General features: G+C 46.8%; 9 protein-coding genes. 7 read left to right on the forward strand and 2 right to left on the reverse strand.

Annotated elements, in window-relative coordinates:
- Positions 1-47 precede the first annotated feature (47 nt).
- Together GVN20_RS03985 and GVN20_RS03990 are read left to right on the forward strand one after the other, a co-directional pair.
- Complete coding sequence (locus GVN20_RS03985; protein WP_166557067.1) at positions 48-1052, forward strand: helix-turn-helix transcriptional regulator; 1005 nt, start codon at positions 48-50, stop codon at positions 1050-1052.
- Positions 1053-1142: 90 nt separating this feature from the next.
- Positions 1143-1946 (forward strand): SDR family oxidoreductase, encoded by an 804-nt coding sequence (locus tag GVN20_RS03990; protein WP_166557068.1) that lies wholly within the window; start codon positions 1143-1145, stop codon positions 1944-1946.
- A 6-nt stretch (positions 1947-1952) separates the two neighbouring features.
- Here GVN20_RS03990 and GVN20_RS03995 read toward each other — a convergent pair whose 3' ends face one another.
- Both GVN20_RS03995 and pckA read right to left on the reverse strand, forming a co-directional pair.
- Positions 1953-2843 carry a serine protease gene (locus GVN20_RS03995; RefSeq protein WP_166557069.1) on the reverse strand — a complete coding sequence of 297 codons (891 nt, stop codon included), beginning with the start codon at positions 2841-2843 and terminating at the stop codon, positions 1953-1955.
- Positions 2844-3038: 195 nt separating this feature from the next.
- On the reverse strand, positions 3039-4610 hold the full coding sequence (gene pckA / locus GVN20_RS04000) for a phosphoenolpyruvate carboxykinase (ATP) (RefSeq protein ID WP_229598979.1): 1572 nt from the start codon (positions 4608-4610) through the stop codon (positions 3039-3041).
- Between the two features lie 412 nt (positions 4611-5022).
- On the opposite strand from pckA, the gene GVN20_RS04005 reads away from it, so the two are divergent.
- The 5 genes from GVN20_RS04005 to GVN20_RS04025 all read left to right on the forward strand — a co-directional run bounded on the left by GVN20_RS04005 (position 5023) and on the right by GVN20_RS04025 (position 12871).
- On the forward strand, positions 5023-5367 hold the full coding sequence (locus tag GVN20_RS04005) for a hypothetical protein (protein ID WP_166557071.1): 345 nt from the start codon (positions 5023-5025) through the stop codon (positions 5365-5367).
- A gap of 114 nt (positions 5368-5481) precedes the next feature.
- Positions 5482-6603 (forward strand): efflux RND transporter periplasmic adaptor subunit, encoded by a 1122-nt coding sequence (locus tag GVN20_RS04010; RefSeq protein ID WP_166557072.1) that lies wholly within the window; start codon positions 5482-5484, stop codon positions 6601-6603.
- Positions 6604-6648: 45 nt separating this feature from the next.
- Positions 6649-9801 carry an efflux RND transporter permease subunit gene (locus GVN20_RS04015; RefSeq protein WP_166557073.1) on the forward strand — a complete coding sequence of 1051 codons (3153 nt, stop codon included), beginning with the start codon at positions 6649-6651 and terminating at the stop codon, positions 9799-9801.
- A complete protein-coding gene (locus GVN20_RS04020) occupies positions 9794-11245 on the forward strand; it encodes a TolC family protein (protein ID WP_166557074.1) in 1452 nt (483 codons plus the stop codon). The genes GVN20_RS04015 and GVN20_RS04020 overlap by 8 nt, the downstream gene beginning before the upstream one ends.
- A 156-nt stretch (positions 11246-11401) precedes the next feature.
- Positions 11402-12871 (forward strand): peptide MFS transporter, encoded by a 1470-nt coding sequence (locus GVN20_RS04025; RefSeq protein WP_166557075.1) that lies wholly within the window; start codon positions 11402-11404, stop codon positions 12869-12871.
- The last annotated feature ends 3 nt before the right edge of the window (positions 12872-12874 follow it).

The raw sequence follows: 12874 nt of genomic DNA on the forward strand, positions 1-12874 counted from the left end.
AAAACTGAAAATTCCCTACTTTTACTAAAATTTTTATCAAAATTGCCATGAGTATTGTCAGTGATAATATGAAATACCTGCGCAAACTACACGGAATGACGCAGGATCAGTTTGCCCGTCGGTTGGGCATTAAGCGGGCTTCGGTAGGGGCGTATGAGGAGCAGCGCGCCAATCCCAACATTGATGTGTTGAAGTTGATGTCAAAACTCTTCAATGTATCGGTGGACGATTTGCTAAAAAAAGACCTGCGCAAAATCCGTGAAACCCCCAATTTACTCCCGATAGACAAGCCCGCCGTTACCCCACTTGTGTCGGAGCCTAAAGTAGGGGTAGAACCACAGACTTTATCCAGCATTTTTGAACAATATTATACACCTCCTGCCGCCGTTCCTCGTCCGCAATCCATTCCTGCACCACCCTCTGTGCCAGTAGCTTCGGTGATTGAGCCGCCCAAACCCGTTGCTCCAGTTCAGCTACCGTCTCCGGCGTATCAGCCGCCTGCTTTTAATAACCAATACGACAACAGCAACGGAGCTACGATGGTACAAATGCCAACCGCCGAGTACGAAAAAACGTCGCCTCAGCTGATTCCTTACGTGCGCCAAAGCCAGTGGAAGGAGTACATTGAGAAGCACAACAACAGCGATTTTATCAAACGTTTGCCCGTTTTTCAGTGGCCGCTCCTGCCAAAGGGCGCATACCGAGCGTTTGAAGCTGGGGATGATTTTACCTATCCCAATGCTTTTTTGATTGGGCAATTTATCGGAAACTGGTACGACATTGCCGACGGTAAAACTTATTTATTGGTAGCCCGAAATTTGGGCGTAGTGTGTCGTAGGGTCTATAATCAGGTCAAAATCAAGGGGACACTCTTGCTCAGTTCCGACAAAAATACCATTCCAACCTTCGAAGTTCCACTGAAAGATGTATTGGAAGTGTGGGAAATTAAAGCGTTTTTTAGTACGGTTTTGCCCGAGCCTACCGTATCTTTGGACCACCTTAGGCATCTGGTCAATCAAATGCAGGAAGAGTTAAATCAAATTAAAAAGTAAGGCAGTTAACTGGTATCCGTTAAAGATTGAACGTCATAAAAGACGCATTAAATCCTTTAACTAATTAACGGTTAACGATATACCCAAAAAATGTCCAAAGTTATTTTAATTACGGGTGCTTCTACCGGAATTGGCCGTGCTACGGCCGAATATCTAACACAATTGGGGCATCGCGTGTACGGCACCAGCCGAAAACCTTTTACCGAAATCGTTCCATTTCAAACCCTCCTGCTGGATGTGAATGATGAGACTTCCATTCAGGCGGCCATCGCGCAACTGCTCCAACGTGAACAGCGCCTTGACGTGCTCATCAACAACGCAGGGTTAGGAATCATCGGGGCGCTGGAAGAAACCCCAGATGCGCTCATTGAACAGGTGTTTAATACCAATGTTTATGGACTACTCCGGATGTGCCGTGCGGCGCTTCCGGTCATGAGGCTTCAAGGCAATGGGCTGATTATCAACGTGGCATCTATTGCGGGGCGAATGGGCTTACCCTTTCGGGGTATTTATAGCGCCAGCAAAGCCGCCGTCGAAATCCTGACCGAAACACTGAATATCGAATTGAAACCCTTTGGTATCCGGGCGTGTAGTATCTTACCAGGCGACGTCCGTACCAACATCAACGCCGCTCGCTTGGTGGCCATGCCCTCGCTCGCGTCACCTTATCGTTCCTTCGTCGAAACCATGAATAATATTGTCAACGACGAAGTGAGCAAGGCCGAAGACCCGCTTTACATCGCCAAAATCATTGAGCAGGCCATCAATAGTTCTTCGCCAAAAATCCACTACATCGCAGGGCCATTTTTGCAGCGGTTTTCACTCTGGCTCAAACGTTTTTTGCCGAGCCGATTCTTTGAATACCTGCTCCGAGGAAATTATGGTTTAAAATAAAACACCTTATTTTTTCTGGTAAAACTTCACTCCGTGCTGACGCAAAAAATCCTTAATGATTGTTCCGCTGATGCATACCCCCACGTGCAGAAAAGGGTGATTAGACACTTTGGCGCGTTGCGTACCAATCCATACGTCGCGGTTGACCATGTCAAAACCCAAATGAAGATGCCGCGTTGATTGCTGCATTCCGTACACTATTCCGTCAGAATCAAACATGGGCCCGCCACTTTGACCTACCAGCCCGGGTGTACTCATTTCAATGGCGTAGGCTTGACCCGTCTCGTCGCCGATGAAGCGCGTCACTATGCCGTCGATAGGAAAGGCGGGCGTCACGTGTGGTGCCGCACCCGTCCACTCAATATCATCCAGGTCGGCGTTGTACCGAAAATTGTTAAATTCTGAAAAAGGATACCCTAAACGACACAGTGTTTTGCCGGGTTTTACGGCCTGGGCATCCGACAGAAATTCAGCAGGGCGACCGTAGTACGATTTGCCGTTGGTGCGAAAACGTAGCAGGGCCAAGTCGTATTTTTGGTGATAGGTTACGTCGATATGGGTCAGACTGTCAAAGCAATTGATGAAGTCCAGTTTTTGGGTAATGATTGTACCCAAAGCCATGCCGTGTTTTTGTTCGAGTCGTTTTTGGTGCAGGCGTAGCTGAGGGTCGCGCTGATACTTGCGCAATTCGGCCGCAAAATGAGTATAGTTTTGCTGAATCGCCGCTGCGTTGACAATAATCTCGGCCACGTGCCGACACGTAACGGCATAGCCGTTTTCGTTGACAAAAAACATCGTTGCCGCCCCGGGCAAAATATCGGATTGGTGATACAAACGGGTAATGATGTGAATAGGTCGGGTAAACTCGCTGACGCGCTCAATGGCTTCGACAAACATTCTTGAAGGGTTGGTTAGATTTTTGCGAAAGTTCCGCAACTTTTGGGAAGATTAATAGCAATTCTTGTACCAGAAAAAAAGAGGTAGAAATTGAAAGTCGGTCAGCCGCCATTAAAGTGCTTAATTTCAGGGTTTTTATACAAAAAAAAGCCCATAGATTACTCCGTGGGCTGTATACCAGACAATCATTACCTATTACCCAATCGGGCCGCCAGCTAAAATCTGCGGACTGGCAAAATCTTCGTATTTACTGAAATTATCCCTGAACAGACCCGCCAAATGCAATGCCATGTGGTCGTAAGCTTCGGGGTCTTCCCACGTATTGCGGGGATGCAACAACTCACTTGGCACGTTCGGGCATGAATCAGGCATTTCGATGCCGAAAATCGGATGTTTTGTATAACTTACGTGGTCTAAATCACCGTTGAGGGCCGCCGTAATCATGGCCCGGGTGTAAGACAGTTTCATCCGACTGCCCACGCCGTATCCTCCTCCCGACCAGCCAGTGTTAATCAACCATACATTCACTTGGTGTTGTTTGATTTTTTTGCCCAACAAATCTGCGTAGCGCGTAGGATGCAACGGTAAAAATGCGGCTCCAAAGCAGGCCGAAAACGTAGCCTGTGGCTCTTTTACGCCCATTTCGGTGCCTGCTACTTTGGCCGTGTAGCCCGAAATAAAATGGTACATGGCCTGTCCAGCGGTCAATCTGGAAATCGGAGGTAAAACGCCAAAGGCATCCGCCGCCAAGAAGAAAATATTTTGGGGAGCATCACCGCGCGAAGGACGCATGATGTTGGGAATATAATGGATGGGATACGCCGTCCGGGTATTTTGCGTCACCGATCGGTCGGCATAGTTGATGGTACGCTGACCTTCCACAAAACGGGTGTTTTCAACAATCGTTCCGAAGCGAATGGCGTCGTAAATCTCGGGTTCTTTTTCGCGGGTCAAGTCAACCACTTTTGCGTAGCACCCTCCTTCAAAATTAAACACAGTTTCGTCGGCCCAACCGTGCTCATCGTCACCAATGAGGGACCGATTCGGGTCGGCCGAAAGGGTCGTTTTTCCTGTTCCCGACAGCCCGAAGAAAATCGCCGTGTCACCTTTCTTGCCCACGTTGGCTGAGCAGTGCATGGAAAGCACTCCCCTTTCGTGGGGTAGTTTGAAGTTGAGCACCGAAAAAATCCCTTTTTTCATTTCGCCCGCGTAGCCCGTTCCGCCAATCAGAATGATGTTTTTGCTGAGATTTAGAATGGCAAAATTTTCGCTGCGGGTGCCATCAGTGAGCGGGTCGGCCTGAAATTCGGGAATATTGATAATTGTAAAATCAGTGTTGGGGCTTAGCAGGAAATGCTCTTCGGGGCGCATAAACAGGTTGTAGCAAAACAGGTTATGCCAAGCCCACGTATTTACTACCGTGATACCGAGGCGGTAGTTGTCATGGGCACAAGCATGGGCCTGACGTACATAAACGGTTTTATCTTCCAAATAATCCAACATTTTGCGGTGGAGTGCGTCAAATTTTTGGGCATCAAAAGGAATGTTTATGTCACTCCACCAAACGGCCTGAAGGGTCTTATCATCGCTCACAATGTAGCGGTCGTTTGGTGAACGCCCCGTAAATTTTCCGGTATCAACCATCAACGCGCCCGTATCGGCCAACACGCCTTCGCCGTTGAGAATGGCGTGTTCAACCAACGCCGCAGGGGGTAAATTAAAATTGAATTTTTTAACCTGTCCCAGGCCTAACAGGTTTTGTACCATGTCTTTTTTGACTTCAGCATTGTCCATTAAAGCATTCATGAGCATTATTGTTTGAGGAAGTGTACGTCATTTTGCGACTTCACAAAGTTAGCAACGAACCAAAATTACAAAAATATTCATCGGTGATTTTTATAATTTATTTTGCTAATTTGGTATTGCTCCAACAACCTACCACTTTAATCTAGGGGTAGGAATGATTTGAATCAGACTTTATAAATTTTCGGGGATATAAAACCCAATTTTGGGCTAATACTCTTAATCATCAGACTTTATAACGTAGTGTTTTTGGATTTTTTTAACATAATGTGCGTGATAACAAACCTTTTATCTATATATTTGTCTTACAAATATGAAACCATCGGAAGGCAGACATATCATCAGAAGGTTCATTTGCTGGGTATTACTTTTGCAAATGATTCACGTATCTATGGATACTGTCAGTCCGACGGGTTTTTCTGAGAGAGGTTTTTTCTACCAGGCAAGTTCTACTTCTCACCAAGCCAACAGCCTATTTGAATGGCTCGCTGGCAATATATTCAATCCTTCGATTTTCCATCAGGACGTTCCTGTCAATGATAAAAATGAGGAAAGCAGCTTTTTAGAAGAATTCAGTATTTGTCTTATTTGGCCACCGCTTGATTTGGAATTTATCCAACGCGGAAACCCTGAGGGGCTTTCACGCAATTTTGGTCATTATTTAGACAACTTCGTACCGCATTACAGTGAGCCTAATTCACCCCCACCGAATCAGGTTTAATTTTACACTTTAGTTCAAAGTGCTTCTTTTCCGTTAAATGCCGAACATCTGCCGTTATGGGTGTTCAGTACGTTCTTTTATATTATCCATTTCTGTTTAATAACCATTATTATAATGAGGAAACCATTCGTATGTTTAACGATTGTGGGTATGTCTATGATGGCATGTTCCACGCCCGACCAAGGAACCCAAACCACCCGCGAAAAATTTCAAGTTACTCAACCCGTGGCGATTGATACGGTGTATAATCAGGACTATGTATCTGATATCCACTCTATAAAAAACGTTGAAATCCGCGCCCGGGTCAAAGGATACATCGAAAGTATCCACGTCGACGAAGGTAAAAGTGTCAGAAAGGGGCAAGTGCTCTTTCGTATCAGCAACCAAGAATATAAAGGCGCGCTCTTGCACGCAACGGCGGGCTTAAAAAGCGCCATTGCCGAGGCAAAAACGGCCGAACTAGACCTGCAAAACGTCAAAAAGTTGGTCGATAAAAATGTAGTTTCCAAAACCGAACTAGACATGGCCAAAGCCAAGTTGGACGCGCTACTGGCCCGCGTGGAGGAAGCCGAATCAGAAGAACAAAGCGCTCGACTTAAGCTATCGTACTCTGAAATAAAAGCCCCTTTTGACGGTATCATTGACCGTATCCCCAATAAAATAGGTAGTTTGATTGACGAAGGCACGCTGTTGACCACCATCTCCGACAACAACGAAGTTTATGCTTACTTCAACGTGTCGGAAAAAGAATACCTAGAATTTGCCTCTGGCAACAAAGAGGAAACCAACCGCAATGAAGTCTCGCTCATTTTGGCCAACAACGAAGAGCATTTGCACAAAGGCTACGTCGAAACCATTGAAGGGGAATTTGACAACGCCACGGGTAGCATTGCTTTCCGGGCGCGTTTTGCCAATCCAGAGCGTATCCTCAAGCACGGCTCCAGCGGCAAAGTCCGCATCCTAAAAAAGGTCAATCAGGCCTTGGTGATTCCCCAAAAATCTACGTTTGAAATTCAGGATAAGATATACGTCTATGTGCTTGACAGTCAGAACAAAGTGCAGATGCGCAGTTTTGTTCCGAAGTTGCGTATTCCGCACTTATACATCCTCGAATCGGGCTTGAGCAAGAATGATAAAATCATTTATGAAGGCATTCAGGATATGAAAGTAGGGATGCAGGTTGAGCCCCAAATGGTTCCTTTAAGGCAGATTATCGCGCAATTGGAGCAGCAATAAGTGGTCTGTTTATTCAATGTTGTCTCACCCTAAAGGAATTTTAGCATGTTTAACACATTCATTCACAGGCCTGTCCTGTCTATCGTTATTTCTTTGATTATTACGTTGCTGGGGCTTTTGGCCATGACCCAATTGCCCGTGACCCAGTACCCCGACATTGCCCCTCCGGCCGTGACGGTAACTACCAAATACACGGGAGCAAACGCTGAAGCCTGCTCTAAGGCCGTGGTAACACCGCTCGAACGGGCCATCAATGGAGTGCCAGGTATGACCTATATGACCTCGGTATCTGGCAACGACGGTACCAGTATCATTCAGGTCTATTTTAAAGTTGGCACCGACCCTGATTTGGCCTCCGTAAACGTTCAAACGCGGGTGGCGACGGTGCTCGACGAATTGCCCGAGGAGGTAATCAAAGCGGGGGTTTCGACCGAAAAAGAGGTCAACAGTATGTTGATGTACATTAACCTCTTGAGCGAAGATACCACCGCCAACGAAGAGTTTTTGTACAACTTTGCCGACATCAACGTCGTAGCTGAGTTAAAGCGCGTCGACGGGGTGGGTTTTGCCAACATCATGGGGCAACGGGAGTACTCCATGCGCGTATGGCTCAAACCCGACCGCATGACCGTCTACAACGTTTCTGCCGACGATGTCATCACGGCGCTCCGTAACCAAAACGTAGAAGCGGCCCCCGGAAAAATCGGGGAAAGCTCGGGGCGAAAGTCGCAGTCGTTGCAGTACGTACTTCGCTATACGGGAAAATTTACTGACCAAACACAATACGAGAATATCATCATTAAGGCCAATCCCAGCGGCGATATTTTACGCCTCAAAGACATTGCCGATATTGAATTTGGTTCGTTAAACTATAACGTGTTATCCAAAGAAAATGGCCGTCCTTCGGCGGCGATTTTGCTTAAACAACGCCCCGGCTCCAACGCGAGTCAAGTGATTGCCAACGTGAAAGCCAAAATGACCGAATTGCAGAAGTCATTTCCTCCAGGCATGAAATATACCATCAGCTACGACGTATCGCGCTTTTTGGATGCTTCTATACACGAAGTAATCAAAACCTTGATTGAAGCCTTTATTTTGGTGGCGTTGGTGGTGTTTATCTTTCTTCAAGACTTCCGTTCTACGTTGATTCCCGCCTTGGCGGTGCCCGTCTCGCTCATTGGTACGTTTTTCTTTATGCAGATGTTCGGGTTTTCAATCAATCTCCTTACGCTGTTTGCCTTGGTATTGGCCATCGGGATTGTGGTCGACAACGCCATTGTCGTTGTTGAAGCAGTTCACGCCAAAATGGAGGAAAAAGGCCTCAACGCCAAAGAAGCCACCATCGAAGCAATGAATGAAATCAGCGGGGCCATTGTGGCCATTACGTTCGTTATGACCGCTGTATTTGTGCCCGTAGCTTTCATGGACGGCCCGTCGGGAGTTTTCTATCGCCAGTTTTCGATTACGATGGCCATTTCGATTGTGATTTCGGGGGTCAATGCCCTTACGCTCACGCCTGCGCTTTGTGCCATCATGCTCAAAAGCCACCACGGCCAAAAAGCTACGCTGCTCACTCGTTTCTTTGATGGCTTCAATAATTGGTACAACGGCGTGTCAGACCGTTATAAATCGCTTATCAATGCCATTGCCAATCGCCGCGTGGTAACATTCGCGATGCTCGTTTTCTTTATTGCGGCTACGTGGGGTACTAACCTGTTTTTGCCTTCGGGCTTTATCCCAACGGAAGACCAAGGAACGATATATGCCAATATCACGACTCCTTCGGGGGCTACCCTCGAACGGACCGAAGCCGTAGTGGACGAAATTGAAAAAGTGAGCCTAAAACTCGACGCCGTTGAGTCTATTTCGACTTTATCGGGCTTTAGTTTGATGACCGACGGAGCGGGGGCATCGTTTGGGATGGGGATGATGAACCTTAAATCTTGGGAAAACCGTAAAGAATCGGTAGACGATGTCATTGCGTTGTTATCCGAAAAAACCAAACACATCAAAGACGCTGACATTCAGTTTTTTCCTCCTCCTGCCGTACCCGGTTACGGAAACGCCAGTGGGTTTGAGTTTCGTCTTCAAGACCGTACGGGAAGTGGTAACTTGCAGGCGATGGAAAAAGTCACAAAGTCGTTTATTGAAGAACTCAACAAACGCCCCGAAGTGGTCAATGCCTTTACAAGTTATGATGCGAGCTTTCCGCAGTATTTGATTCACGTTGACAACGAAAAAGCCGCCCAAAAAGGTGTTTCAGTGGACAACGCCATGAACAACCTGCAATCGCTTATCGGTAGTTTTTACGCTACCAATTTCATTCGTTTTGGGCAAATGTACAAGGTCATGGTTCAGGCATCGCCCGAGTACCGTATGCAGCCCGACGACCTGCTCAAATTGTACGTCAAAAATACCGAAGGAGAAATGGTGCCTTACTCGGCTTTTGTCAGAATGGAGCGAGTATATGGCCCCGAACAGCTTACGCGCTATAATATGTTTACGGCGGCCATGATCAACGGAGATGCCGCTCCTGGCTTCAGTAGCGGCGATGCCATCAAAGCCATTCAAGAGGTGGCGGCTCAAAAGCTACCCAAGGGCTACACGTACGAGTGGTCGGGTATGACGCGCGACGAAATCCTGTCGGGCGACCAAGCCATTTATATTTTCATCATCTGTTTAGTGTTTGTGTATCTGCTACTTGCGGCCCAATACGAAAGCTTTTTGTTGCCGCTGCCAGTGCTTTTGTCGCTGCCTACGGGGATATTTGGAGCGTTTTTCTTCTTGGCCATTTTAGGGTTACAAAACAACATTTACGCGCAGGTAGCGCTGGTAATGCTGATTGGATTGCTGGGAAAAAACGCCATTCTGATTGTAGAATTTGCCATTCTCAAACGCGACGAAGGCATGAAGCCCTTACAGGCGGCCATCGAAGGGGCGGCGTCTCGTTTGCGGCCTATTTTGATGACGTCCTTTGCTTTTATTGCAGGATTAATCCCGCTCATGATGGCCTCAGGTGCGGGTGCAATTGGTAACCGTACCATCGGAACCGCCGCCGCAGGAGGGATGCTTTTCGGAACCATCTTCGGGGTAATCATCATCCCAGGGTTGTACGTCATTTTTGCAACCCTTTCCGAGCGTTTTTCCACCCCCAAGAAAAAGAAAGAGATCTACTTAAATCAGGAAATTGATGCGTAACCTACCCTATAAATATAAAACCATCGTTGTTGTTTCAGCCCTGTTTGTATTACTTACAGGCTGTAAATTATTAAAAACACCCGAACAACTGCCCACGCTCAAACCTATGCCTGAAGCATATCCAGTTGCGCAAAAAGAGGGGAATTCGGCCGATATTCATTGGAGAAATTATTTCTCAGACACGACGCTCACGGCGCTGATTGATACTGCCTTGCAAAACAACATTGACGTGCGCATCGCATTCCAGCGCATCGAAATGGGCCGGGCGCAGGTAGAGCAAGCCAAAGGATTGACGCTCCCTTTTGTATCGGGGGGCGGTTCGACGGGACAACGGCGGTTTGGGAAATACACCATGGATGGAATTGGAAATTACGACACCAATTTCTCCGATAATATTTCCGAGAACCAGAGAATTCCCGAACACCTACCCGATTTTACCGTTGGTTTGCAAAGTTCTTGGGAGATTGACATTTGGGGGAAATTGCGCACGCGGAAGGAAGCAGCCTTGGCGCGCTATTTATCGACGGTCGAAGGCCGTAATTTTGTGCTTACCAACCTTGTGGCCGACATTGCGCTGTTGTATTATGAGCTGCTGGCGTTTGAGAATGAATTAGACCTCATTCGAGAAACCATCACCTTGCAAAACAATGAGTTGAGTATCATCCAAATTCAGAAAGATGCGGGACGCGCCAACGAATTAGCCGTAAAGCAGTTTGAAGCGCAAGTGCTTAATTCTAAAAGTATTGAAGTGGAAGTATCCCAACGCATTGTAGAAATTGAAAACCGAATCAACTTCCTGCTAGGGCGCTATCCGCAGCCCATACGCCGAAACAAATCGCGGTTTACGACTCCTTTGCCAGGGCTGGTCAGGGCGGGCGTACCAGCAGAATTGCTCAAAAATCGGCCCGATGTGAAGCAGGCAGAATACGAATTAACGGCCACTAAAGCCAACGTATTCATTGCCAAAGCCGCCTTTTATCCGTCGCTAAATGTGACTGGGGTGTTGGGCTTGCAGTCGTTTCGTCCTGAGTTTTTAATCACACCGCAATCTATTGCGTACAACATCATTGGCGGTCTGACGGCCCCGTTGTTCAATAAAAGTGCGCTGAAAGCCGAACTCAAAACCGCACGCGCGGCGCAGGTGGAAGCCCTCTACAATTACCAGCGGAGTATGTTGAACGGCTATTTTGAAGTGTATAACCAGCTGGTACTCATCAATAATTTGGAGAAACTGCACGCCCTTAAAACCTCGGAAGCCGATGTGTTGACAAAATCCATCCAGACGGCTTCCGAATTATTTTCAACGGGTCGCGCTACGTATTTGGAAGTTATTTTGAACCGTAAAAATGCGCTACAATCCAGAATAGAGCTGATTGACGTTCGCAAGCGGCAATATTACTCCCTCATTCACCTATATCGGTCCTTAGGGGGAGGCTGGAAATAAGCAACTTATCGGCCAAAATTCAACAAATAGGGCTTTTTTTATATTTTTGTGGTAACCGACAGAGTTAAACATTTCAAATGTACTTTGTCCGGTTACCACAAATCATTTATTGACGTTTATAACCTATTCATTTCAACAAGCTAAACCAACCGTTTTATGACTGAAAAAACAGTATTTGGACACCCGAAAGGCTTATTTGTATTATTCTTTACCGAAATGTGGGAACGTTTTTCCTACTACGGAATGCGGGCCATCCTCCTGCTTTTTTTACTGGATAAAACCAGCGGAGGAATGGGGCTCAATGAAGGAGAAGGCGGGGCCATTTATGGATTATACACATTTTCAGTTTATCTCCTGTCGCTGCCAGGCGGTTGGTTGGCCGACAATATTTTAGGACAGCGTAAAGCCATTTGGTACGGTGGTATCGCCATCATGCTCGGCCACATTGTGCTGGCGTTTCCTTCTTCCGAAGCGGTATTTTTTACGGGTTTGGGATTGGTAGCCATCGGAACGGGTTTATTGAAACCAAACATCAGCTCGATTGTGAGTGAGCTTTACCCAGGGGGCGGCGCCATCAGAGATGCCGCTTTTTCCATTTTTTATATGGGTATCAATTTAGGCTCTTTTTTGGGCATCACCATTGTGGGCTATTTAGGCCAGAAAATAGGCTGGCATTACGGCTTTGGTGCCGCTGCCGTAGCGATGTTTTTGGGCTTGGTAGTGTACCGTATTTTTGCCGAACCCTACCTCCAAGATAAAGGAATGCATCCTAAAGTCTCTGAAGTGAAAAAGGGTGACGAAAAAATCAACCCGCTTTCTTGGGTGTTGGCGGCACTTTTGGTGGCTTTTGTGCTCATTTTGCAATTCAACGGTACGTTTTCTTGGAGCAGTAAATCGGGCGTGGCTACGTCTATGGGCATCATTGCGGTGGCTATTGTGATTATTTATTTTGCCAACCTGCTATTTGCATCCGACCTTTCCAAAATCGAAATGAAGCGCATCGTGATTCTGTTTATTTTGTTTTGGGGAGCGGTGTTATTTTGGGCGGGATTTGAACAACAGGGTTCGTCGCTCCAAATTTTTGCTGACCGCTATTCAGACCTTCCCTTTGGGATGCCTTCCAGTTGGTTCCAAAATTTTAATCCTTTCTATATTTTGGTTTTTGCCCCCGTTTTGGGCGGATTATGGGTGTTTTTAGAAAAGAAAAAGCTGAATCCTCCGTTATTAGTGAAGTTTGCGATTGGCTTATTTTTACTGGGTTTAGGGTACTACATCATGGTTTGGGGTGCTAAAATTGCCCTCACTGGCGTAAAAGCCTCGGCCCTTGTGCTTATTTCAACCTATTTGTTTCATACCTTGGGTGAGTTGTGTTTGAGTCCCGTAGGCTTGAGTGCGTACACCAAATTAGCCCCTAAAAAATACCTGAGTCAACTCATGGGCATCTGGTTTGTGGCAGCGGCTTTGGGCAATTTGTTTGCGGGCTTATTTGCGGGCGGCTTTGACGAAGAAAACGTACAGCAAATGCCCGAAATGTTTATGAGCATTGTATGGTTCTGTTTGGCCGTGGGCAGTGTAACGCTTATTCTTCAACGCCCGCTCAAAGATTGGATGGGCGGAATCAAATAAAAA

The organism is Runella sp. CRIBMP, assembly GCF_009905605.1.
Classification (GTDB): Bacteria; Bacteroidota; Bacteroidia; order Cytophagales; family Spirosomataceae; genus Runella.